At 62.9% G+C, this 22,280-nt stretch carries 29 protein-coding genes; 18 read left to right on the top strand and 11 right to left on the bottom strand.

The features are described 5' to 3' along the window. The first annotated feature begins 58 nt into the window (after positions 1–58). The 5 genes from DYZ14_RS16155 (at position 59) to DYZ14_RS16135 (ending at position 3,110) form a co-directional block, all read left to right on the top strand. A complete protein-coding gene (locus DYZ14_RS16155) occupies positions 59–709 on the top strand; it encodes a haloacid dehalogenase type II (RefSeq protein ID WP_154721635.1) in 651 nt (216 codons plus the stop codon). 13 nt (positions 710–722) lie between these two features. Then, a complete protein-coding gene (tam, locus tag DYZ14_RS16150; protein WP_154721634.1) occupies positions 723–1,493 on the top strand; it encodes a trans-aconitate 2-methyltransferase in 771 nt (256 codons plus the stop codon). Positions 1,494–1,561: 68 nt separating this feature from the next. Next, positions 1,562–1,807, top strand: a complete 246-nt coding sequence (locus tag DYZ14_RS16145; protein WP_154721633.1) for a DUF982 domain-containing protein — start codon at positions 1,562–1,564, stop codon at positions 1,805–1,807. Between the two features lie 161 nt (positions 1,808–1,968). After that, positions 1,969–2,793, top strand: a complete 825-nt coding sequence (locus DYZ14_RS16140; protein ID WP_154721632.1) for an aldo/keto reductase — start codon at positions 1,969–1,971, stop codon at positions 2,791–2,793. A 62-nt stretch (positions 2,794–2,855) separates the two neighbouring features. Beyond that, positions 2,856–3,110: a BrnA antitoxin family protein gene (locus DYZ14_RS16135; protein ID WP_154721631.1), complete on the top strand. Its 255-nt coding sequence runs from the start codon at positions 2,856–2,858 to the stop codon at positions 3,108–3,110. Positions 3,111–3,280: 170 nt separating this feature from the next. On the opposite strand, the gene DYZ14_RS16130 is transcribed toward DYZ14_RS16135, so the two are convergent. The 3 genes from DYZ14_RS16130 to DYZ14_RS16120 form a co-directional block, all read right to left on the bottom strand. Beyond that, positions 3,281–3,907, bottom strand: coding sequence for an RloB family protein (locus DYZ14_RS16130; RefSeq protein WP_154721630.1), 627 nt, complete (start codon positions 3,905–3,907; stop codon positions 3,281–3,283). Continuing rightward, positions 3,904–5,184: an AAA family ATPase gene (locus DYZ14_RS16125; protein WP_154721629.1), complete on the bottom strand. Its 1,281-nt coding sequence runs from the start codon at positions 5,182–5,184 to the stop codon at positions 3,904–3,906. Before DYZ14_RS16125 ends, DYZ14_RS16130 begins: the two co-directional genes overlap by 4 nt. Before the next feature lie 421 nt (positions 5,185–5,605). Beyond that, positions 5,606–5,995: a hypothetical protein gene (locus DYZ14_RS16120; protein ID WP_154721628.1), complete on the bottom strand. Its 390-nt coding sequence runs from the start codon at positions 5,993–5,995 to the stop codon at positions 5,606–5,608. Positions 5,996–6,371: 376 nt separating this feature from the next. On the opposite strand from DYZ14_RS16120, the gene DYZ14_RS16115 reads away from it, so the two are divergent. The 4 genes from DYZ14_RS16115 (at position 6,372) to DYZ14_RS16100 (ending at position 10,184) form a co-directional block, all read left to right on the top strand. Continuing rightward, positions 6,372–7,952 carry a helicase HerA-like C-terminal domain-containing protein gene (locus tag DYZ14_RS16115; protein ID WP_154721627.1) on the top strand — a complete coding sequence of 527 codons (1,581 nt, stop codon included), beginning with the start codon at positions 6,372–6,374 and terminating at the stop codon, positions 7,950–7,952. A gap of 369 nt (positions 7,953–8,321) precedes the next feature. Then, a complete protein-coding gene (locus DYZ14_RS16110) occupies positions 8,322–8,546 on the top strand; it encodes a cold-shock protein (protein WP_084638528.1) in 225 nt (74 codons plus the stop codon). Positions 8,547–8,777: 231 nt separating this feature from the next. Beyond that, positions 8,778–9,824, top strand: a complete 1,047-nt coding sequence (locus tag DYZ14_RS16105; RefSeq protein WP_154721626.1) for a fatty acid desaturase — start codon at positions 8,778–8,780, stop codon at positions 9,822–9,824. 72 nt (positions 9,825–9,896) lie between these two features. Beyond that, positions 9,897–10,184: a hypothetical protein gene (locus DYZ14_RS16100; RefSeq protein WP_115671133.1), complete on the top strand. Its 288-nt coding sequence runs from the start codon at positions 9,897–9,899 to the stop codon at positions 10,182–10,184. A 355-nt stretch (positions 10,185–10,539) separates the two neighbouring features. Here the strand turns inward: DYZ14_RS16100 and DYZ14_RS16095 are convergent, their stop codons facing one another. Together DYZ14_RS16095 and DYZ14_RS16090 are read right to left on the bottom strand one after the other, a co-directional pair. Next, entirely contained in the window at positions 10,540–11,586 is a 1,047-nt protein-coding gene (locus DYZ14_RS16095; protein ID WP_154721625.1) for an NAD(P)-dependent alcohol dehydrogenase, read from the bottom strand. Between the two features lie 68 nt (positions 11,587–11,654). Beyond that, positions 11,655–12,053, bottom strand: a complete 399-nt coding sequence (locus DYZ14_RS16090) for a (R)-mandelonitrile lyase (protein WP_154721624.1) — start codon at positions 12,051–12,053, stop codon at positions 11,655–11,657. A 123-nt stretch (positions 12,054–12,176) separates the two neighbouring features. Between DYZ14_RS16090 and DYZ14_RS16085 the strand changes: the two genes are divergently transcribed. Continuing rightward, the gene (locus DYZ14_RS16085; protein WP_154721623.1) at positions 12,177–13,073 is read left to right on the top strand and encodes a LysR family transcriptional regulator; all 897 of its coding nucleotides are present in this window, start codon (positions 12,177–12,179) and stop codon (positions 13,071–13,073) included. 2 nt (positions 13,074–13,075) lie between these two features. Here the strand turns inward: DYZ14_RS16085 and DYZ14_RS16080 are convergent, their stop codons facing one another. Further along, positions 13,076–13,321: a hypothetical protein gene (locus DYZ14_RS16080; protein WP_154721622.1), complete on the bottom strand. Its 246-nt coding sequence runs from the start codon at positions 13,319–13,321 to the stop codon at positions 13,076–13,078. 274 nt (positions 13,322–13,595) lie between these two features. On the opposite strand from DYZ14_RS16080, the gene DYZ14_RS16075 reads away from it, so the two are divergent. From DYZ14_RS16075 to DYZ14_RS16045, 7 genes are all read left to right on the top strand, one after another. After that, positions 13,596–14,669, top strand: coding sequence for a hypothetical protein (locus DYZ14_RS16075; protein WP_154721621.1), 1,074 nt, complete (start codon positions 13,596–13,598; stop codon positions 14,667–14,669). A gap of 26 nt (positions 14,670–14,695) precedes the next feature. After that, on the top strand, positions 14,696–15,961 hold the full coding sequence (locus DYZ14_RS16070; protein ID WP_154721620.1) for a phage tail tip lysozyme: 1,266 nt from the start codon (positions 14,696–14,698) through the stop codon (positions 15,959–15,961). A gap of 260 nt (positions 15,962–16,221) precedes the next feature. Next, the gene (locus DYZ14_RS16065; protein ID WP_028737030.1) at positions 16,222–16,431 is read left to right on the top strand and encodes a cold-shock protein; all 210 of its coding nucleotides are present in this window, start codon (positions 16,222–16,224) and stop codon (positions 16,429–16,431) included. Between the two features lie 140 nt (positions 16,432–16,571). Beyond that, on the top strand, positions 16,572–16,856 hold the full coding sequence (locus DYZ14_RS16060) for a cold-shock protein (protein ID WP_154721619.1): 285 nt from the start codon (positions 16,572–16,574) through the stop codon (positions 16,854–16,856). Between the two features lie 55 nt (positions 16,857–16,911). Then, complete coding sequence (gene rpsU, locus DYZ14_RS16055; protein WP_028737028.1) at positions 16,912–17,151, top strand: 30S ribosomal protein S21; 240 nt, start codon at positions 16,912–16,914, stop codon at positions 17,149–17,151. Positions 17,152–17,223: 72 nt separating this feature from the next. Next, positions 17,224–17,454 (top strand): hypothetical protein, encoded by a 231-nt coding sequence (locus DYZ14_RS16050; RefSeq protein ID WP_154721618.1) that lies wholly within the window; start codon positions 17,224–17,226, stop codon positions 17,452–17,454. A gap of 177 nt (positions 17,455–17,631) precedes the next feature. Then, positions 17,632–18,312 (top strand): phosphatase PAP2 family protein, encoded by a 681-nt coding sequence (locus DYZ14_RS16045; RefSeq protein ID WP_154721617.1) that lies wholly within the window; start codon positions 17,632–17,634, stop codon positions 18,310–18,312. 39 nt (positions 18,313–18,351) lie between these two features. Here DYZ14_RS16045 and DYZ14_RS16040 read toward each other — a convergent pair whose 3' ends face one another. The 5 genes from DYZ14_RS16040 to DYZ14_RS16020 form a co-directional block, all read right to left on the bottom strand. Beyond that, the gene (locus DYZ14_RS16040; RefSeq protein ID WP_154721616.1) at positions 18,352–18,843 is read right to left on the bottom strand and encodes a histidine kinase; all 492 of its coding nucleotides are present in this window, start codon (positions 18,841–18,843) and stop codon (positions 18,352–18,354) included. Positions 18,844–19,021: 178 nt separating this feature from the next. Next, positions 19,022–19,798: a VOC family protein gene (locus DYZ14_RS16035; RefSeq protein WP_154721615.1), complete on the bottom strand. Its 777-nt coding sequence runs from the start codon at positions 19,796–19,798 to the stop codon at positions 19,022–19,024. A 97-nt stretch (positions 19,799–19,895) separates the two neighbouring features. Further along, entirely contained in the window at positions 19,896–20,369 is a 474-nt protein-coding gene (locus DYZ14_RS16030) for a VOC family protein (protein ID WP_210209296.1), read from the bottom strand. Positions 20,370–20,483: 114 nt separating this feature from the next. Then, complete coding sequence (locus DYZ14_RS16025; protein WP_154721614.1) at positions 20,484–20,972, bottom strand: DUF1579 domain-containing protein; 489 nt, start codon at positions 20,970–20,972, stop codon at positions 20,484–20,486. A gap of 28 nt (positions 20,973–21,000) precedes the next feature. Further along, entirely contained in the window at positions 21,001–21,729 is a 729-nt protein-coding gene (locus DYZ14_RS16020) for a DUF899 domain-containing protein (protein WP_154721613.1), read from the bottom strand. Positions 21,730–21,791: 62 nt separating this feature from the next. Here DYZ14_RS16020 and DYZ14_RS16015 point away from each other — a divergent pair, with 62 nt between their 5' ends. After that, a complete protein-coding gene (locus DYZ14_RS16015; protein WP_115671111.1) occupies positions 21,792–22,241 on the top strand; it encodes a MarR family winged helix-turn-helix transcriptional regulator in 450 nt (149 codons plus the stop codon). Positions 22,242–22,280: the final 39 nt, after the last annotated feature.

Here is a 22,280-nt window from a genome sequence, read left to right as displayed (position 1 = left end):
CTTGCCGCGCCGCGCCGCGCGTCCTATCACTGCGATGAATGCGACTAAGGGAGGAGCCATGTCCACCGCAGCTTACGTCTTTGATGCCTATGGCACGCTGTTCGACGTGCATGCGGCGGTGCGCCGCCATGCAGAGCGGGCCGGACCGGAGCATCAGCGCTTTTCCGAGATGTGGCGGGCCAAGCAGCTGGAATATTCCTGGGTGCGCACGCTGATGGGCAGCTATCGCGATTTCTGGCAACTGACCGAGGAAGCGCTCGACTATACGCTCGCCCGGTTTCCGAGCGTCGACCGCGCGCTGCGCGCCGACCTCTTGTCGGCCTACTGGACGCTCGACTGCTATCCGGAAGTGCCGGCCGTGCTGAAGGACTTGAAGAGCCGCGGCGCGAAACTGGCCATCCTCTCCAACGGCTCGCCGGCCATGCTTCAAGCCGCGGTGAAGAATGCGGCGCTCGACGGCATCCTCGACGACGTGTTCTCCGTCGATACCCTCCGCGCCTACAAGACCGCGCCGCAGGTCTACGACATGGTGACGACCGCCTACCGGCTCTATCCGGATGCCGTCTCCTTCCAGTCGTCCAACCGCTGGGACGTGGCGGGCGCGCAGAAATTTGGCTTCCGTACCGTGTGGATCAACCGGCTCGACCTGCCGGACGAATATGGCGATCACGGGCCGGACCTCATCCTGCCCAACCTCGCCAGCCTGTGAGGGACTTGACGCCATGGCCTGGTCGGCGACGCAGTATCTGAAATTCGAGGAAGAGCGGACGCGGCCGGCGCGCGATCTTCTGGCGCAGGTGCCGCTTCAGAGCGCAGAGCGCGTCTACGATCTCGGCTGCGGGCCGGGCAATTCGACCGAACTGCTGATCGAGCGCTTCGGGCGTGGCGCTGTGACCGGCCTCGACAGCGATGCGGACATGCTGGACAAGGCGCGGGCAAGGCTGCCGGACACGCCTTTCGTCAAGGCCGACCTTTCCACCTGGAAACCCGAGGCGCCGGCCGACCTGCTCTATGCCAATGCGGTGCTGCAATGGCTGCCGGATCATCTGACCCTGATGGAGGGCCTGATCGACCATCTGGCGCCGGGCGGGGTTCTGGCCGTGCAGATGCCCGACAATCTCGATGAGCCGACGCATCTCCTGATGGAGGAGACTGGAGCCGCCGGACCTTGGGGCTCCGCCTTTGCCGGTGGCAGGCTGCGGCGCGCCCGCCTCCCCTCGCCCGCCGCCTATCTCGAACGGTTGTCGCCGAAGGCCGCGCGCGTCGATGTCTGGCACACGGTCTACTATCATCCGATGGAAAATGCCGAGGCGATCGTCGAATGGGTGAAGGGCACCGGCCTTCGCCCCTATCTCGATGCCGCGGGAGAAGACCATGCACCGGCCTTCCTCGCCGACTACACGGCCCGCATCAGAGAAGCCTATCCGCCGATGGCGGACGGGCGGTTGCTGCTTCGGTTTCCCCGTCTGTTTGTCGTGGCGGTGAAGGCGTAACTTCGCTAGAAGGCAATCCCGAACCTTGACGGCACATGCCGACGCCAACCGACTGAAAGCCTTAGCCGATGAGCACCCTTTGGACAAAGCCCGTCACCCTCGCGCTCGGCGAAGAGGGCGAGGACGTGACGATCGACAGCACCGAAGCCGCCTCCTGGGCGATGATCGAGGACTGGCCGAGCGAGGAAGGACCGGCGCTCGACAAGGCGCTGCTCGTCTGCATGGACGTGGTCGCCGGCAAGAAGAAGGACGAGGATGCGCGCAAGGCTTTCATCGCCGCGGCAATCGAGGCGGGGATCGCGATCCGCGAGTAAGGCGTGGGGCGGCCTGCCCCTATCCCGGCGCGCACTGCCCTGGCCGCAAAGGCCGAGTTCTCGCTTGAAGCGCGAAGCAAAAGCCTCATGTTAGGGAGGACTGCGATCACAGGTCCTGCGGCGCGACGCGCCCTCCCCCCGCGCGAAAGAGGAGTTTTCCCATGAAATATGTCACCGCCAACGGCGCGCATATTCCCGCCCTCGGCTTCGGCACCTTCCGCATGCCGGGCGAAGACGTTTTGAAGATCCTGCCGCTCGCCCTGAAGACCGGCTTTCGCCATATCGACACCGCCCAGATCTACGGCAACGAGGCCGAAGTCGGCGAGGCGATCGCCCGCTCAGGGCTCGCGCGGAGCGACATCTTTCTCACCACCAAGGTGTGGGTCGACAAGTTTTCGAGGCGCGACATGGGACCCTCGGTCGACGAGAGCCTGAAGAAGCTTCAGACCGACCATGTCGACCTGCTTCTCCTGCACTGGCCGAAAAGCCCGGTGCCGCTGGACGAGCAGATCGAGGGCCTCAACGCGCTGGTCGACGCCGGCAAGGTGCGCCATATCGGCGTGTCCAACTATAATTGCGCGCTGATGGGCGAGGCCGTCCGCCTGTCGAAGGCGCCGATCGTCACCAACCAGATCGAATACCACCCCTATCTCGACCAGACGGCCGTACTCTCGGCCGCCCGCTCCTACGGCATGTCGGTGACGGCCTATTACGCCATGGCCGACGGCCGGGTGCCGAAGGACGAGCTTTTGCAGGACATCGGCGCGCGCCACGGCAAGACGGCGGCTCAAGTTGCGCTCCGCTGGCTGATCCAACAGCAGAGCGTTGCGGCGCTGACCAAGACCGCCACCGAAAGCCGGCTCGCGGAAAATTTCGCCGTCTTCGACTTCTCGCTCGACGCCGAGGAAATGGACGCCATTTCGGCGCTCGCCCGGCCGGACGGGCGGATCGTCAATCCGGGGCATCTGGCGCCGGAGTGGGATTGAGGGGGGAGCCTTGATCGAGCGGGGGAAGGTTGGCATTCTGGTGTTGGGAGCAGGCGGTGCCTATGAGCGACAACGACAACCCTCAAGCGAAAACAGGTCCGAACTCGGACGAGGCGCCGGACCTTAGCCGGTCGCCGTGGCTTGAAAAGCTGGACGCGGCGGCTGTGCGGGTCGGGCGGCCCAAGAGTGAAAGCCCGAAGGTGTCGACCACCATCCGGCTGGACCCGGATGTGCTGGAGCGCTTCCGCCAGACCGGCCCCGGCTGGCAATCGCGCATCAACGCGGCACTGCGCGACTGGCTGGCGGAGAAGGGATGAGAAGGGTGTTCTGAGGACGGGCATAGGTGCAGTCCATTGGTGGCATATCTTAAGCCGCGAGTGGACTAGTCCGTTGTCGCCATCGTTGCGCACTATCTGCCCATGACAAATTGCCGCTGTTTGCGATCCAGAGGGAGGCTGCGAGAGATCTTGTTTCTGCTCCTAGACGACTAGCGCGTCCGGATTCGGCGGGTGAGCTCATAGACCGTAGTATAGGGAGAAGCGGGCGGATCTCCCTCTTCCTTCCGTCTAGCCAACTGCCTTTCAGCGCGCGTTTCCGCTTGGACAACGAGTGCCATTAGCTTTTCACAGTTCGTGGTCTTGCGTCTCGCATGGTCGTAGTCGCCGCAGAGCCTTTCTAGGTATCGCTGAACATCATGTCGATGATCCGGTCGATCATAATCCTGAAAGTGGAGGATCAACCAAAGCTCAAAACAGGGGTCCGAAAAGGCTACACCGACATCTGCCTGATGGCAGCGATCGATAGCCTCTTGGACGTTGGGGTGTTCGTCGCGGTCAAATACCGCCCAGAACTCATCGCGACTCGCGTAAGATTGACCACGGTTCCGACGTCGCACTGACTGGGCCTTCAGCGTGGCCGCTTTGGCAATCGTGAGAGGAACGCCCGCACCACCGATGATTTCGATATCCACGAGAACGCTTTGAAACGAACGTCTCATTGCGTCAAAATAATCGCGCTCGGTCTTTTCGCCTTCCGAGTAAATTACGATCTTCTGTTTGGGAGTTCGATTTTCGACTTTTCTACGAAGAGAGCTGAAACGGCGAGACCCTCTCATGGAACGTCGCCCTCACGGAGCGCTTTCAAATCACCAGCGAATGGTATCGCCCCGAAACGGCCCTCAAGATAGCCCTTTTCGAAGCGGTCAGTTGGCCGCAGTTTGAAATCGGCCAGTGAGAAGATATGTGAGACGCCAAAGTCGTCTTTCTCACAAAGCCATATCTGGTCTCTTCGTAGAAAATCGCACGCCAAAATATTGGTGTCATGCGTTGTGGCTATGAGTTGCGCACCCTTCGAATTGTACTCTGGATTATTAAACAGTTCCAATATCTGTTCAGCAACCAGCGTATGTAGACTTGCGTCCAGTTCATCTACAATGATTAAGTCTCCATTGTCCAAAGCCCGGAGAATCTTACTCATCATGAGAAGAAGTCGCCTCGTTCCAGCGCTTTCGAATCGAAGAGGTAGCGCGTACTGTTTGGCCGCACCCTGATGTAGAAGCTGAATCTCGACCTCTTTTCCCTGCGGCTCGTCATCGATCATCGCCTCTTCTCCAATATGCTTCCGGGCGATAGCAAAAATCTCAGATCTTAAGTTCATATCCTGCTCTGAAACCTCCCTTTCTAGCTGCTCAAGACCCACAATGCCTGTCCCGGTACTCTGCAGGAAGGTGATAGTTCGAGGATCAATTTGCCCCTCTTTAAAGGTGTTGGTAATAGTTGTTGGCGAGACAGAAACAGCGCCGCTATATTGCATAGTTCGAAAAAAACTTACGACCTCCGAAAGTTCTTCATGGTCGTTCTGGGTCGCAGTAGAAATGAACAGACTATTGCTGCGCATGAACTCCACAAGGGTCTTCTTCGCACCGAGCATTGTTGGACCGAAATCCACATTTTTCCCTTCCCGTTCATATAACTTCCGCCGCTTCCCTTCCGGGAAAGCGTAGAGCCATTCGGTCAGGAAACTTCGACTATCGCAGGTGAAGCCAAAAATGTAGCGACAACCGCCGACAACGAACTCGGCCTCAAAATGCGATGGTTTGGCCTCACTCTCCTCATCGAGAGCAAATGGTTTGCGCGGTACGCCGCCCAGAGGGTTTCCCTGACTGTGCGAGAACAGAATTGCGCTCCGCATGAACATTAGCGCTTTGACAAAATTGGTCTTGCCCGAGGCGTTCGCTCCATAGATCAACGCCACCGGAACGGCACGGAGACCCGTCGATCCAGGAATGGGGAGCAGCCCTCCCTCGACGCCCTTAAGCCTACTCGCGACAAGAGACAGTTCCTGAAGCTCGGCGAACGAATGGATATTCGCCGCCTCAAAGCGCAATAGCATTTTTCACCTCATAAGCGCGCGAGTTCGCTGTTTAATTGCCTATATATGCAGATTACTGACAAATGCGAGACTTAAAATGGTTCCGATCTCAAATTAGCCCCCGTAGATAGGGCCCATCGCTGTACTCCTCGCACCCCCGGTTTGACGATTGCCATAAAGAGGCGATAGAAGCGAAGGTCCACATTAGGCACCATTTCGCCTTGCCCGGGACGCGTCCCCGGACCGACTAAGTTCCGAGAGCCGGTCTTTGAAATTAGCAGACGTCTTGGCTCCGCGACCACCGGCTTCCTAAAACGAGGATTGAGCGCCGGAATGACCAAAAAGAGGGGGCTTGAAGTCGCCTTCAACATTGCCCCCCCACACACAAAAAAACCGCCGGATCACTCCGGCGGCTTCTTCATTCCCAACCTGCCCGCCCGTCTCAGACGAACTGCGACAACCCCGGGACCGAGGCCACCACTTCGTCGACGACTTCGTCGCCGGCATATTCGCGGGCAGCCGTCATGGTTTCCTTGGCGAGCTTGGAGATTTCGCCCATGCCGAGGCCCTGGGCCATCAGCTGCTGGCCGAGACCCATGATGCCGCCGCCGCCGATGGCGCTCATCAGGCCGCCGAGCAGGCCCTTGCCTTCGCCTTCGCCATTATACTTGGCAACCAGCTCGAGCGCGCCGGGGACGGATTCGATCATCTTGGCGACCGGGCCGTCGGCAGCCTCGCGCTGCAGGAAGCCGAGCATCATGCCGACCGACTTTTCGGCGACGGCCGGTTCGATGCCGACCTTGTCGGCGATGCGGTTTACGAGTTCGTTCATGGTGAGCCTCCTGGTGCAAAATTGACGTTAACGTCAACGTAATTGAAGTTTCCGGCGAACTCAAGCGACGAGCCGCCCAAGGCCGCATTTCTCCGCAGCGTGTTTCTCCCGCGCGTCTCTGCTCGACGCGTTCTTGCCTCGCGTGCCTCTTCCGGGCAGTCATCCGAGGCCGTCTTCCGAGACCGTCAATCCAGGCCCGGCATCCGCGGCGCGACGCGCGACGGCGCGGTGAGCGCGCTGTTGTCGATGTTTCACACTATCCTTATAACAGCAAGGTGACGATTCATGGAATGATGGGTCAGGAATGACGGGCGTCAGGGCCGGCGCAATCTGCCGATCGGCCCGGTCGGCGAAACAAGGGACGGGAACGCGGTTCATGCTTCAAGACGGAAAGCTCTATATCGGCACCAGCCGCAATCCCGACGACAGCCTCAACAAGGGCGAATATCTCGATCTGAAATACGGCAACCGCCACGGCATCGTCACCGGCGCCACCGGCACCGGCAAGACGGTGACGCTGCAGGTTCTGGCCGAGAGCTTTTCCAATGCCGGCGTGCCGGTGTTCTGCGCCGACATCAAGGGCGACCTCTCCGGCATCGCCGTGATGGGCGAGAAGAAGGACTGGGTAGACCAGCGCGCGGCGCAGATCGGTTTTGACGATTTCGCCTACCAGGAATTCCCGGTGATCTTCTGGGATCTCTACGGCGAGCAGGGCCACCGGGTGCGCACCACCGTCGCCGAGATGGGTCCGCTTCTGCTGTCGCGGCTGATGGATGCGTCGGAGGCGCAGGAAGGCGTGCTCAACATCGCCTTCAAGATCGCCGACCAGGGCGGCCTGCCGCTGCTCGACCTCAAGGACCTGCAGGCGCTGCTGAACTATATGGGCGAGCATGCGAGCGAGCTGTCCAACCAGTTCGGCCTCATCTCCAAGGCCTCGGTCGGCTCGCTGCAGCGCGGGCTTCTGGTGCTGGAACAGCAGGGCGCGGAACATTTCTTCGGCGAACCGGCGCTCGCCGTCACCGACATCATGCGCACCACGAATGACGGGCGCGGGGCGATCTCGGTTTTGGCGGCCGACAAGCTGATGATGAACCCGCGGCTCTATTCGACCTTCCTTCTGTGGCTCTTGTCGGAGCTGTTCGAGGAACTGCCGGAAGTGGGCGATCCGGACAAGCCGAGGCTGGTCTTCTTCTTCGACGAGGCGCATCTTCTGTTCAACGACGCGCCAAAGGTGCTGATCGAGCGCATCGAGCAGGTCGTTCGCCTCATCCGCTCCAAGGGCGTCGGCGTCTACTTCGTCACGCAGAATCCGCTCGACGTGCCCGACACCGTGCTGGCGCAGATGGGCAACCGCATCCAGCATGCGCTGCGCGCCTATACCCCGCGCGAGCAGAAGGCGGTGAAGACGGCAGCGACCACATTTCGCCCCAACCCGGCCTTCGACTGCGAGACCGCGATCACCATGCTCGGCATCGGCGAGGCGCTGGTCTCGACGCTTGGGCCCAAGGGCGTGCCCTCGATCGTCGAGCGCACGCTGGTGCGCCCGCCGGCTGGGCGTCCCGGTCCGATCAGCGAGGCCGAGCGCCGCGCGGTGATGAATGTCAGCCCGGTCGCCGGGGTCTATGACAAGGATCTCGACCGGGAATCGGCCTATGAGATCCTGATGGCCCGCGAGCAGAAGGCGGCCGAGGCCGAGGCCGCCCGGCGCACGCAAGAGGAACGCGAAGCGCGCGGCGCGGAAAAGGATTCGGCCGCCGGCCGCTGGTCGCTTCCGGGCTTCGGCGACAAGGACGATGACGACGACGACCGCCGCACGACCAAGACGACGACCCGCCGGACCTCGGGCTATCAGCGCGAAACGGTGATCGAGGCGGCGATGAAGAGTGCGGCGCGTTCGGTCGCCAACTCGGTCGGACGGGCCATCGTGCGCGGGATTTTGGGAAGCCTGAAGCGGTAGGGCGGGAGAGGCCTTTTCTTGCCGTTTCCTCGTTAGCGCGCCCTTAAGGCGCCAGCCAACGGCACACGCCCGTGCATCCGCGGTATTCCCGCCCGCCCTCATTCGCCGAAGAGACGCGCTCCCCTGCCCCTGGCCCGGCGGCAGCACAACTTCGCCGTGGATGCGGCCAAGGGGTGAGTGCAACCCATGGACGCACACAAAAGGAACACAAACAAAAAGTTGACGCCGGACGGGCGAGCGTGTATCTATGGCTGATCGATACTTTGTTTGCCGATATTTGTTTATGGCGCCTGCGCCTCTGGACGAACTTCCCCCTCTCAAAAGTCGAAATCAACCGTCGAGCGTCGTTCGGCGGATCTCAATGTTGCTATGAAAGGGTTCGTCATGACCACCGGCACAGTAAAATGGTTCAATTCCACCAAGGGCTTCGGCTTCATTCAGCCTGACAACGGCGGCGCGGACGTATTCGTCCACATCTCGGCCGTAGAGCGCGCCGGCATGCGCGATCTCGTCGAAGGCCAGAAGATCTCCTTCGAGCTGGAACGCGACAACAAGTCGGGCAAGATGTCCGCCGGCCAGCTGCAGGCCGCTTGAAGCTTCAGCTAGCCGCGACCACGGATGTACTGGCGTGGCGGGCTTAAAGAAGTTGAGAAGGCCAGGCGAATGTCTGGCCTTTTTGCGTTTGCACAGCCCTGAACGTCAGGGATGCAAGCAAGAATTAAACTCGTTAAAATTGCACCCTCGAGCCGCACGCAAGGACGCGCGCAGCTTCCGAGGAAGCCAGCGCCGGCTTGGCGCGCCTTTGAAACAAACGGATCGGACTATATGAACGCCCACGTCACCATCCACGCACCTACTGCACCTGCCGATGAGAATGTCGGCGCGTGGTTGAAGATCCTGGCGCGCTATCGACAGCCGCGCCTCGGGCGCAGCGCTTTCGAGCTGGTCATCACGCTGGTTCCGTTCGTCCTGTTCTGGACGCTTGCCTATCTTTCGCTGGTCAACGGCGTCTGGCTCGGCCTCATCGCCATCGTTCCGGCCGGCTTCTTTCTGCTGCGCCTGTTCATGATCCAGCACGATTGCGGCCACGGCTCGTTCTTTGCCCGCCGCGGGCTCGACGACTGGACCGGCCGGCTGATCGGCGTTTTGACGCTCACTCCTTACGGCTATTGGCGGCGGGCGCATGCCGCCCACCATGCCAGCGCCGGAAATCTCGACGAGCGCGGCATCGGCGACATCACCACGCTGACGCTCGAGGAATATCGCGCGCTTTCGCCGCGCGGCCGGCTCGGCTATCGCCTTTACCGTCACCCGGCGGTGATGTTCGGCATCGGCCCGGCCTTTCTCTTCCTGTTCAAGCAGCGCCTGCCGTTTGGCATGATGAAGGACGGCGCGCAGCCGTGGATCTCGACCATGGGCACCAATCTCGGCATTGCCGTGGTGTCTGCCCTGATGATCTGGGCGGTCGGCCTCGTGCCCTTCCTGGTGATCCACCTGCCGATCGTGCTGATCGCCGGTGCCACCGGCATCTGGCTGTTCTATGTCCAGCACCAGTTCGAGGAGACGCACTGGTCGAAGGGCGATGACTGGCAGTTTCCCAAGGCCGCGCTGCACGGCGCCTCGCATTACGACCTGCCGCTCGCCCTGCGCTGGCTGACCGGCAATATCGGCATTCACCACGTCCACCACCTGGCCAGCCGCATTCCCTATTACCGCCTGCCGGAAGTGTTGCGCGACCATCCGCAACTCGCCGGCATCGGCCGCATCACGCTTCGCGACAGCTTCGCGTGCGTCAAGCTCGCCCTGTGGGACGAGAAGCGCGGCCGGCTGCTCTCCTTCCGCGAGGCCGAAAGCGCACTCGCCGCCGCCTGATTGGCCAGCGGCCAGTCTGAAGCCGGCCGCGGCACTCGAACCGACACCACGACAGATTTTCAAGGACCGACCATGCTCGAACTCACCCCCGTCCAGATCCGCGGACTGAAACTCGCCAAGGATGGCGACCTTTTTCCCGCAGAAGGCAATAACTGGACCCACCTCAACGCGCAGGTGACCTATGCCCGCACCGACCGCTTCAAGGAGCGGCCGCAGAAGATCAAGTCGATCAAGACGACCACGGTCAACGAATTGCGCGAGCACGGCCTTTTGCAGGCAATCAACAGCGACACCGCCGTCGACCAGTCCGCCCATGGCATTACCATGGCCGGCAAGATGTGGTTGCTGCAGAACAAGTAAGACCGGCGGGGTCCTCGTTCACGACCGCCTCGAACGCCCATTCGCCACGCGACGATCGTTGCCTTCCTTGGCCGAGCGAGCGCTGTCGGGCTGTCTTCTCCCCATCGGGGAGAAGGTGGCGCGTAGCGCCGGATGACGGGGGCGAAGCAAGGCCGGGAGCATGGCGCGTGGCTCGTTGCCTTGGCGCGCGCGGTTCCCCCTCACCCCGCCTCCGCTTCGCTCGGCCTCCTCTCCCCGCTGGGGAGAGGAGGCCGGAAACGTCGCGGCGCGTTCGGCACTTCTCCCCGCTGGGGAGAAGAGGGTGTGATCCGCCGGGGCTCCGCCCTCTCCCCGTCGGGAAGAAGCGGAAGTGCCTTCAGAGCGTCGCGCTGTCGATGACGAAGCGGTATTTCACGTCGCTCTTCAGCATCCGGGCATAGGCCTCTTCGATCTCGCTTGCCGCGATCATCTCGATGTCGGCGACGATGCCGTGCTCGGCGCAAAAATCCATCATCTCCTGGGTCTCGGCAATGCCGCCGATCGTCGAACCGGCGATCGAACGACGCTTCATGATCAGCGGGAAGACGGCCGGCGAGGGATGCGGATGTTCCGGCGCACCGACCAGCGTCAGCGTGCCGTCGCGCTTCAATAGGTTGACGAAGCTGTCGAGATTGTGGCTTGCGGCCACCGTGTCGACGATCAGGTCGAAGGAGTTGGCATGGACCTTCATCTCGTCGGCATTGCGCGACACCACCACCTCATGCGCGCCGAGATCCAGCGCGGCCTGGCGCTTGTTCTCGGACGTGGTGAAGGCCACGACATGGGCGCCGAGCGCACGGGCGAGCTTCACGCCCATGTGGCCGAGACCACCGATGCCGACGATGCCGACCTTCTTGCCCGGTCCGGCCTTCCAGTGGCGCAGCGGCGACCACAGCGTGATGCCGGCGCAGAGAAGCGGCGCGACGGCGGCGAGTTGTTCGGCCGGATGGCGGACCTTGACGACGAACTTGTCCCGGACGGTGATCGACTGCGAATAGCCGCCGAGCGTATGGCCGGGCTTGTCGGCCGTCTTGCCGTTATAGGTACCGGTGAAGCCATGCTCGCAATATTGCTCGAGGCCGTCGTCGCAGGCGTAGCAGCTCTGGCAGCTGTCGACCATGCAGCCGACGCCGACCGTTTCGCCGACCTTAAAGCCGGAGACCGCCGAGCCGACGGCGGTGACATGGCCGACGATTTCGTGGCCGGGCACGCACGGGTAGAGCGTGCCGGCCCATTCGGAGCGCACGGTGTGCAGGTCGGAATGGCAGACGCCGCAATAGGCGATGGCGATCTGCACATCGTTCGGCCCCACATCGCGACGAGGGATCTGCATCGGCTCGAGCGGTTTGTCGGCGGCATAGGCGCCGAAGGCCTTGGTCAGCATGGCATTCTCCAGTGATGTTGAGGGATGAAACCCCGGAATATCCGGGGTGGGGCCGGCCGCGGGGAGGATCAGCGGCCGGAATACTGGTCGTCGGTAACCTGTTCGAGCCAGTCGACGGTCTTGCCGTCGAGGGCCTCGTGGATGGCGATATGGGTCATGGCGACGGTCGGCGAGGCGCCGTGCCAGTGTCTTTCGCCGGGCGCGAACCAGACCACGTCGCCGGGGCGGATCTCCTCGATCGGTCCGCCCTCGCGCTGGACGAGGCCGAGGCCCGCGGTGACGATCAGCGTCTGGCCGAGTGGATGGGTGTGCCAGGCGGTGCGGGCACCGGGCTCGAACGTGACGGCGGCGCCATTGGCGCGGGCCGGTGTCTCCGCCTGGAACAGCGGATCGATGCGCACGCTGCCGGTGAACCAGTCCGCCGGCCCCTTGGTCGAGGGTCGCGTTCCCACTCTCTTGATGTCCATGATGCGCTCCCGCAAGCCTTGTTGAGCCGGGTGGCTCGCCACCCCTTGCGACAGACCATAGCGGATCTGGTTTAATTCGATTAGACTGCATAAAGAGATTGCACCTATATCGAGGATCAATGAATGCGACGCGAAGAGCTGGGCGACCTGATGGCCTTCCGGCGCGTGGCGGAGGAGCGCAGCTTTACCCGCGCGGCCGCAAGGCTCGGCACGTCGCAGTCCTCGCTCAGCCTGATCGTCAGGCGGCTGGAAGAACGGCTCGGCGTGCGGCTGCTCACCCGCACCACCCGCAGCCTTGCCCCGACGGAGCCCGGCGAACGGCTGCTGGCGGCCCTTGGGCCCGCCTTCGACAGCATCGAGCAGGAACTCGAGGTTCTCGGCCAATACCGGGACCGTCCGGCCGGAAGTTTCCGCATCACCGCCACCCAGCACGCGATCGACACCGTACTATGGCCGAAGCTCTCGCCGGTGCTGCGGCATAATCCCGATATCAGGGTCGAGCTGTTCTCCGATCTGGCGTTGACCGATATTGTCGCCGAGCGCTTCGACGCCGGGGTACGGTTCGGCGAGCAAGTGGAAAAGGACATGGTGGCGGTGCGCATTGCGCCGGACGCACGCCTCGTCGTGGTCGGCGCGCCGGACTATCTGGCGAACCGCCCGACACCGCTTTCGCCGCGCGACCTGACCCAGCACGATTGCATCACCACGCGCCTGCCGACCTATGGCGGCATTTATGCCTGGGAGTTCGAGAAGGACGGCCAGGAACTCCGCGTGAGGGTCGAGGGCCAACTGATCTTCAACGATGTGGGCCAGGTGCTGAGGGCGACGCTCGATGGCTATGGCCTCGCCTTCCTGTTCGAGGACATGGTGTGCAATCATGTTGCGGCGGGCCGCCTGATGCAGGTGCTGGACGACTGGACGCCGCCCTTTGCCGGCTACCACCTCTATTATCCAAGCCGCCGCCATGCCTCGCCAGCCTTTTCGCTGCTGGTCAATGCGCTGCGCCATCAGAAGCCCTGATACTAGCCACGCTGTCGTTTGCGCCACTCCTGAAAAATGGCAAGGGCCACGCCGATGGCGAGCCCCGGAAGGGCGGCCATCACGCCGATCGAGACGGCACCCATTTCGCAGCCACCCGAATCGCCCGGCGTGCCGCAGCGCGGGTCAAAGGCGTGGGAGAGCGCCAGCACCAGCAACGTCGTTGTGATCGGCAGGCCGACAAGGCCGAGCAGACCGTAGATCACCACCCTTACAATCGAACCGATCATCACATGCTCCGCAAACGGGGTCCAGGACAGCGAGCCGCGGCCAGCATAGGCCACCCGACGCGGAAGGGAAGCGTCCGGCGGGCAAGGAGGGGCGCCCGCTGTCCTATCGACCCGGGACATGCGGGCGTCGCGCACCATCAGATGCAACTTTTAGTATGTGTAATATAGAAATAAATCTCCTTTAAATTGCATTTCGGACGATGTATTGTTTTCCGGGGCGCGCATGAATGCGCACGGCGGTGCTCGGTGGGCATTCCGCCGCATGGGGGACATGATGTCGGACAATTCAGCATGGTCCTTGATCGGCAAGGTGCGCGGCATCGCAATGCTCGCCGCGATCGCCTGTTTCTCGTCGTGCACCACGGCCGATCAGTTCTATGGCGGGCTACCGCCGGTCCTTGACGCCGCCGATGTCGAGCGTGCGGCCAGCCATCGGGCAAGGATACTCGACGCGTTGGTGCGCGACGCGGGCTATGGCGACAGGACCGTCGACTGGTACGACGTGACGATTGCCGGCTTCAATTATGTCGATGACAGCTGCTCGCAATATTTCGACCGGCTGTTCAAGCTGCAGCGCAAGCGCGACGCGGCACGATCGGCGATTTCCGTCATCGGCCAGACCACCAATGCGGTGCTGGCCGTCACCGGCGCCGCGCAGCTGAGCATGGCCGTGGTGGCGCAGGCCTTCGGACTGAGCTCAAGCCTGACGGACATTGCCGCCGGCACCTATCTCTACCAATTGCCGCCGGCGCCCACCCGGCAGTTCGTCGCCAAGCTCGCCGCGGCCTATCGTGACGGCACCGCGCGGCAGAAAGAGGCGATCGCGGCTTCGCCGGTTATCGCCTACAGCCATATTCGCGGCTATCTCGACCTGTGCCTGCCGGCCGGCATCGAGGCGCAGCTGATCGAGCATATCGGCGCAGCAACGGCGACCGCCAAGGCCAATCCGGGCAGTTCGGGGGTGACGCTCGCCGTGGCGAGCATCAGGAGCGCGGAGGTTGTCCGCGCGCTGCAGGCGCCGACGAGCGCCTCGGCGCCGCTGCCGTCATCGCCACGCCCGAAGCCGAGCGGGCCTTATGAAAGCATGATCGATCCGGAGGTGGTCGCGCGCATCCAGCGCACGCTCTGCCTGACGCCCGACCGAAAACTCGGGCCGGAAACACGCGCCGCGATCAAGGAATTCTTCCGCGGCCGTGGCGAGGAGCGCCCCGATTTCGATGCGAACGGCCTCACCGAAAAGGATGTCCGGCTGCTCGACAAGGTGGCGCAACTGGCCGGCGACAGGACTTGTTCGGCGCGTGGTGTGAAGAACGCGTTCGAGGTGGGAGACCTGTCGCGCGACGAATGACGAAGATGGAAGGGAGGATCTGATCCATGGCGGTGATGAAACAGACCCGCATGATGCGGGATGAACGCGGCGGCAAGCCACTCGGCGTGAAGGCCGAGGCCGGAATGAAGGTCGAAATTGTCGACGACACGCAGCTGCCCTGGACCAAGATCAGGCTTTCGACCGGGGAAAAGACCGAGGGGTGGATCAGCGACGACGCGATCGACAAGGCGGCCGACACCCTCGGTCCGCTGGACAAGGACCTGGTGGCACGGCACTGCGTCGAGCAGGCCTCGATGTTCGGCGGCAACGCCTTCTACCTGATGGCCGTCGCGCAGCTGCGCAGCAATGTGCGCGAAACCCCGCCGGTCGGCTCGTCCGGTCACGGCCTCTTTGCCTTTTCCGCCAAGGAGTGGGCGCTGCAAGGCGCCGATCCCGGCTACGGGATCCACTACAGTGCCGAAGACGTCCTTGACTGGCGCGCACAGTGCACCTTGTTCGCGATCATGGCGGCGCAGGCGCAGGAGGTGCTCGCCGAGGCGCTGGGCCGGCCGGTATCGATGGCGCAGCTGCTGCTGTCGCAGATCCTGGGGCGCGAGGCCGCCGTGCTGGCGATCGAAACGCCGGCCACCCGCAGGGCGGACCTTCTGGCAAAGGCTGCGAGCACGGCGGACCAGGACCGGCGCGACACGGAGCCGCTTTCCGGGCGGGATGCGGCGCTGCTCGCGGGGGAGACCGGACAGCAGATCATCGAGCGTATCGCCGGCGCCTTGCAGGACGCCTTCGAGGAAAGCCGGCCCTTCATTGCCAGCGCGGTCGAAAGATACGTCGCGGGAATGCTTCAGTCGAGCGGCGGCGTGCCGGTCTCGCCCGGCGCGATCAATTATGCGTCTTCGCGCATCAAGCCCGCGCGCCGCAAACATGCCGAGATGATCGCCGCCAAGTTCGCCGCGCACGGCTATGGCACGCCCCAGCAGATCGCCGCCATCGCCAATGCCATCGCCGAATCGGGCCTCGACCCGGACGCGTCCAACCTCAAGGGCGAGCGCAGCTTCGGCCTCTTCCAGCTCAACCAGAACGGCGGCGTCGGCGCGGGCTTTCCCGATCATGTGCTGAGGGATCCGCAACGCAATGTCGAGATCATGCTGGCGGAGATCGCCAAGCCCTACCAAAAGGCGAATCGCCAGGCTTTCGCGACCACAACCAGCCTGCATGAGGCGGTCCGGATCTTCGTCCACCACTTCGAGCGGCCGGCGGAAAAGGACAAGCAGACGGAGGTGCGCTACAAGATCGCCCAGGGGCTGGTGGCGTGAGATAAAGGCCGTTGTCAGCGTGGCGTCTCGGCCCGCCTGCCCGCGTGGCATGGGGCGGATTCGATCTCGCGTGAAAATCGAAGTCCCGAAGATTCTTCATTCGTTCATTGCAATCCGTGGCAAAAGGTTTATATTGCCGCTATCGAAGATTGCTAGTGTGTTTGTCTACGCGCCACGGCGCACCGTCAGATTTCCTCTCAACGTCGATCAAGCCGGACGAATATCTCACCGGCGAACCCAACGATTGAAAGGATATCGTTATGAATACTGGCACCGTAAAGTGGTTCAACAGCACCAAGGGCTTCGGCTTCATTCAGCCTGACGAAGGCTCGACCGACGTATTCGTTCACATCTCCGCCGTTGAACGGTCGGGCATGCGCGAACTCGTTGAAGGCCAGAAGGTTTCCTACGACATCGTGCGCGACAAGAAGTCGGGCAAGAACTCGGCGGACAACCTGCGGGCCGCATAATTGTCATTCGCCGCGACTGACCACGGATGTACCGGCAGTCAAGGCTTTGAGTGACAGGAAGAGGTCGGGGTAACGCCCGGCCTTTTTGATTTGTCCCAGGTTCTCGTGTTCCGCGGGACAGGTCGTGAAAGGACCCTATCATGCGTAAATCGTCTCCCCGTGTGGGTGATCGGGTCCTGCTTCGGGACGGCATTTCCGGCACAAGCCGGAACAGGCAGGCCTGTCGCATCATTACGGTATTGCCCGCCGAACATGGCGAGCCGGAATACCGCGTCCGTTTCGACGCGGAGAATTTCGAACGCCGCGTCACCCTGTCCGACATCGACGGCATTGAAACGTCGTCGGGAACAGTGGAGAAGCAGCAGCAGGCGACGGTCAAGGCCGAACCCTGGCTGAAGCCCTCCTCGATCCGCGTCGGGCGTTAGTCTTTCAACCCTCTAACACTAAACGGCGCTCGGGCGCCGATGGAAAGGAAATCCCTTGCAGGTTCTCGTTCGAGACAACAATGTCGACCAGGCACTCCGGGTACTGAAGAAGAAGATGCAGCGCGAAGGTCTCTTCCGCGAAATGAAGGCCCGCAGCGCCTTCGAAAAGCCTTCTGAAAAGCGCGTTCGCGAAAAGGCCGAAGCCGTTCGCCGCCTGCGCAAGCTGGCTCGCAAGAAGATGCAGCGCGAAGGCCTGCTGCCGATGCCGAAGAAGGCTGCCGTGCGCACCCGTTAATGGCCTCACCCGCGGCCTGCGCCCGCCATCGGGCGCAAGCCGTCCTCCGTCCCCTTTCGGAAGGCTGATCCCATGACCGCGACCAAGGACAAATTCTTCAAGCCCGGCAGGGTCGACGCGCGCGACAAGGCGGCGACGACCGATCATACCGCCCGCGCCATCATCGCGGCCGAATCGACGGCCCGCGACAAGAAGACCGAAAAGCTGAAGGCGCTGCGTATACTGCGCGAAGCCGAAGCCGCCCCGGAAGAGGCGGCAAAGCCCGCCAAGCGGGCGACGAAGAAGACGGCCAAGGCCGGCTGACGGCACTGTTCGCCAGGACTTCCCCTCGGCCGTAGATCTCCCCTGCCCTGCCATGCCTGCCAGAGCGCGCCAATGCGCGTTCTCCGCTTGCCTTGGTGAAAATCTCGGCGGCAATCTTTCGGCGATTGATGGGGTCACATGCTCCGCGTCGGTTTGTGAAACGGAAGAAGACGACAGATGATCTGGCACAAAGTGGGCGGCTCGACATCCTCCTATGCCGCAGGCGCTGCTCTGGCGGTTCTGCTGGGCGGCTTCGGCCTGATCGCCGACGAGGTGAGCGACGGCGAGACGATGAAGATCGACGAGGCCGTGCTGATGGCCTTTCGAACGCCCGGCGATCCGACCGACCCGATCGGCCCGGCCTGGCTGGAGGAAGCCGCCCGCGACGTCACCGCGCTCGGCAGCTTTACCGTTCTCGCAATCCTGATCACGGTCGTCGTCCTCCATCTCTTCCTCATCGAACGGAAGCGGACGGGATGGTTTCTGACGGCATCGGTGATCGGCGGCACGCTTTTGAGCAGCGGGCTCAAATCGCTGTTCGACCGCCCTCGCCCGGACCTTACCGGCGTCGCACGCGTCTTCACCACCAGTTTCCCCAGCGGCCATGCGACGGTTTCGGCGGTGGTCTACCTGACGCTCGGCGCGCTTCTGGCGGAAATGACGGAGAGCCGGGGCCAGAAGATCCTCTACCTCGGATCGGCGGTGCTATTGACGGTCATGGTGGGCCTCAGCCGCGTCTATCTCGGCGTCCACTATCCGACCGACGTGCTCGCCGGCTGGTCGATCGGGGCCGGATGGGCGCTCGCCTGCGCGATGCTTGCGCATCTCTACCGGCAGCGCACCGCAGCGGCGGCGTAGTCGGCGGCCGCGGCCAATGGCCGGCGCCGCCTGTCTTTGTCACTTGACCGGCTTGATCGACGCGATGATGGCGACAAAGTCGTTGAGATGCTTCTCCTGTTCGCCCTTCGATCCCCAATAGGTCATCAGCAGGAGCTTTCCGGGCCTCGGCGACAGAAGGGTGACGCCGACCGAAACCGGGCCATCCTCGTCTTCGCCTTCCCAGTCGATGGTCGAGACATCCATGCCGTTCAGCTTGTTGTCGGCTTCGGTCTGGGTGGCCGGATCGACCTTCACGCCGTTTTCATCGAGAAAGGCAAAGATGTCGTCGATGATCTTGTCGGTGGTCTGCTCGTCCGCCACTTCGATCGACAGATAGACTGCATCGTCCGGCGAGACCGCCTCGACGCCGTGGTCGATTTCGGTCGGGTTCCAGCTGTCGGGAATGGTGACGCTCGCGACCGGTGAATCGGCGGGCAAGCGGATCTCGGCGGCAAGGGCTGCGAACGGCAGGGCGATGACGAAAAGCGCGGCGATCAGGGTTGTTTTCATGAGCCTATCCGTGTCTTGAGCAGAACCATGCCGGGCCGCCAAGGGAGCTTGGTCGCGCCGGGCATTCTGCCCATAGCAGAACCGGTGCGGAATCGCAGATCGCCGATACGGCTTTCGCCCGGTCCACCCAAAATTGGACCGGGCGAGGCTGAAGTTGACACGCTCAGGACACGAGACGTCAGCGCTTCGACGCGGACAGCGCGAAATAGGTGCCCTGCGGGTCCTGGCATTGCAGGATGAAGCTGCCGCCGGGCACGGGCTCAGGCCCGAACAGGATCTTGCCGCCGCCCTGGCGCACGCGCTCGGCCGCCGCATCGATCGCATCGACCGTGATGTAATAGCCCCAGAAGGGTGCGCTCACCATGGGCGGCTTGGTCATCATCCCGCCCAACGCCTTGCCGTTCTTGGCAAAGCACTGGTAGGTGCCCATTTCGCCCATGTCGACGGCCATGTCCTTTTCCCAACCGAACATCTTCTGGTAGAAGGCGAAGGCTTCCTCGGCATTTCCTGCCATGAGTTCGGTCCAGCCGAAGGCGCCGGGTGTGCCGAAGGCGGGCTCCGGCGGCATCGGCCCTTCCGGCATGATGACCTTCAGCAGGCTGATCACCGCACCCTGCGGATCGGCGACGACGGCGAAACGGCCGACGCCGGGAATGTCCTCCGGCGCGTGACGGACGGTCCCGCCATTGTCGGCGAATTTTTGCGCCATGGCATCGACATCATCGACGGCGACATAGCCCGCCCAGTTCGGCGGGACACCCTTGGCCTTCATCTCGTCGGTGAGCTGCATCACGCCGGCAACGCCCATGTCGTAGCCGGGAATGCCAAGGATCGTGTAGTCATATCCGGGCATGCCGCTATCCTTGGCCGTCCAACCGACGACCTTGGTGTAGAATTCGACGGCAGAGGGCGCGTCGGTGGGCATCAGTTCGTACCAGATGAAGGTGCCTTGCATGGACCGTTCCTTTTCTCTTCGGTTGCGGAATACGGATCAGTGTTGACCGCCCGCCAGCCTTGGCCGGCGGCCCGGTTCAATATGCGTCAATGATGCGTCAGCCCCGGGCAGCAGCCTCGAGCCCGGCAATGTCGAATTTCACCATCTTCAGCATGGCCTCGGTGACGCGCTTCGCCTTGGCCGGATCCGGGTCCGACATCAGTTCGCCGAGCCGGGTCGGGGTGATCTGCCAGGAGAGGCCGAAGCGGTCCCTGAGCCAGCCGCACTGCTCGACCTGACCGCCCTCGCTCAGCGCTTCCCACAGCCGGTCGATCTCCTCCTGGCTGTCGCAGCCGACGATGATGGAGAAACTGTGGTTGAACGGATCGAGCGGCCCGGCTTCGATCGCCATGTAGCGCTGGTCGCCGAGGGTAAAGCCGGCGAGCCTGACGCTGCCGGCCGGGCCGCTCGGGGTGTCGGCGGGAACCGCCGACATCCAATCCACAGAGGAACCGGGGATCAGCGAGGTGTAGAAGCGCACGGCTTCTTCCATATCCTTTTCGAACCAGAGATTCTGTGTGACCTTCATCATGCGTTCCTTTCCTCGGAGCGGGCCCATGCGGGGCATGCGTCGGATGGGCAGGGGGCCTTACACGGACACGCGACCGTGCTTGTGGCGCGGTTCGTCCCGGCAACTCTGCAAGCTTCAGGCCCGGCGCTGCATCTCGCTGGTCATAAAGGTTTTGAACGTGCCGTCCGGCAGGCGCACGCTGCCGGAGAAGGTGCGCCGGTCATCATCGATGAAGGTGATGACATCATGATAAACGTCGGTCTTCTCCGGGTCCTCGAAGCTCGGGCCTTCCGCTTCCAGCGTCAGCGTCTTGCCGTCCGGCTCGATCCAGCCCTTGTAGATCCAGAGCTTGTCCATCATCGAGCCGACCCAGGTGCCGACATAGTGGCCGAGCCTGGGGTCGTAGCCGAGCGTCATGACCATCTGACCGGGATTGCCGTCGGGCATGGCGCCCCTGCCCTCGGCGATGAACCACAGCCCGCCGACCGAGCGAACGGTCTCGGTCCAGACCTTCGCCGGATCGTTCGGATCGTAGCCCTCGTGTCCGGTGCTTGCGGTCACCACCCAGTCGCCGACCAGTTTTTCGAGAAAGCGGTGCTCCTCGCGGGGTTTGGAAAATTCCATGACTTCTCCTCCTCGGTTCGGTTCACCTTCAATGGCAACAGGCCGCCGCCTTCGGGCGGGTGTCGTATTCGTCATGGCGCTTGACGAAGTCCATGGTCGAGCCCTCGTTGCGGCCGAGCGGGGCGCAGTCGAGGATCATCATCGTGCCCAGCATTTCCTCGCCGCCGCGGGCATAGTTGGAATAGGTGTGGAACACGGTTCCATCGGCGTCACGGTAGAAGGACGACAGGCCGGGCAATTCGTCATGCGCGTCTTCGGCCGGCGTCTCGCGATAATTGTAGAAGACCGGGCCGGCAGCGAGTTCTTCCCTGGTGAAGGAGACGTGGTAGTCGAAATTGAAGTCGGAGCCGAAGGACGACACCCAGGGGAAATGCCAGCCCATGCGGCGCTTGTAGGCCTCGATCTTGTCGAGCGGAGCGCGCGACACGCAGACGAACGAAACGTCGTGATTGTTGAGATGGACGATCGCGCCGTCCAGGTGATCGGCAAGGAAGGAGCAACCGGGGCAGCCGGCCTCCCAGTCCGGGCCGAACATGAAATGGTAGATCACCAGCTGGCTGCGGCCGTCGAACAGCTCGGTCAGCGTCTTGGCGCCGGCGGGGGTGTCGAAGACATAGTCCTTGTCGACCTTGACCCAGGGCAGCGCCAGGCGCGCGGCATTCACCCGGTCACGCATCCGGGTCATTTCCTTTTCCTTCGTGAGAAGGGCGCGGCGCGCCTCAAGCCATTCCTCACGGGATACGACAGAATGTTCCATTCTCCCCTCCTCCGGGCCCGGTTTCATCTTGACATTTAGGTTGATATCAACATATTTGATATATGTCAACCGAGCCCCTGATTCCCTATTCCACCACCATTCATGTGCGCGATACGTGCCTGTGCCTGCATGCCCAACGGGCCGCGCGGGCCTTGGCGCGCCGCTTCGACACGGCACTTAAGGCGCTCGGGCTCACCAATGGCCAATTCTCGCTGATGATGGCCCTCAATCGTCCGGAGCCGCCACCGATGGGGCCGGTCGCGCATCTGCTCGCCATGGACCGAACCACGCTGACGGCGGCGCTGAAGCCGCTTGAGCGGCGCGGCTGGGTGTCGATCGAGACCGACCCGAAGGACCGGCGCGGCAAGCGGCTGCGGCTGACCGCCGACGGCGCCGCCGTGCTCTCGGCCGCCGTGCCGATCTGGCGCGAGACCCATGCCGCCGTCGAGGCCGAGCTTTCGTCGGGCGATCCGGACGGTTTGCGGCGCGATCTTTTGGAGATCGGGCGATGATCTTGCCACCTCCCCCTTGAGGGGGGAGGTGGCAAGATC

This window comes from Ciceribacter sp. T2.26MG-112.2, assembly GCF_900492205.1.
Classification (GTDB): domain Bacteria; phylum Pseudomonadota; class Alphaproteobacteria; order Rhizobiales; family Rhizobiaceae; genus Allorhizobium; species Allorhizobium naphthalenivorans_A.
The sequence above is the reverse complement of the archived record's forward strand: the minus strand, read 5'-3'. Positions and strand labels throughout refer to the sequence as shown.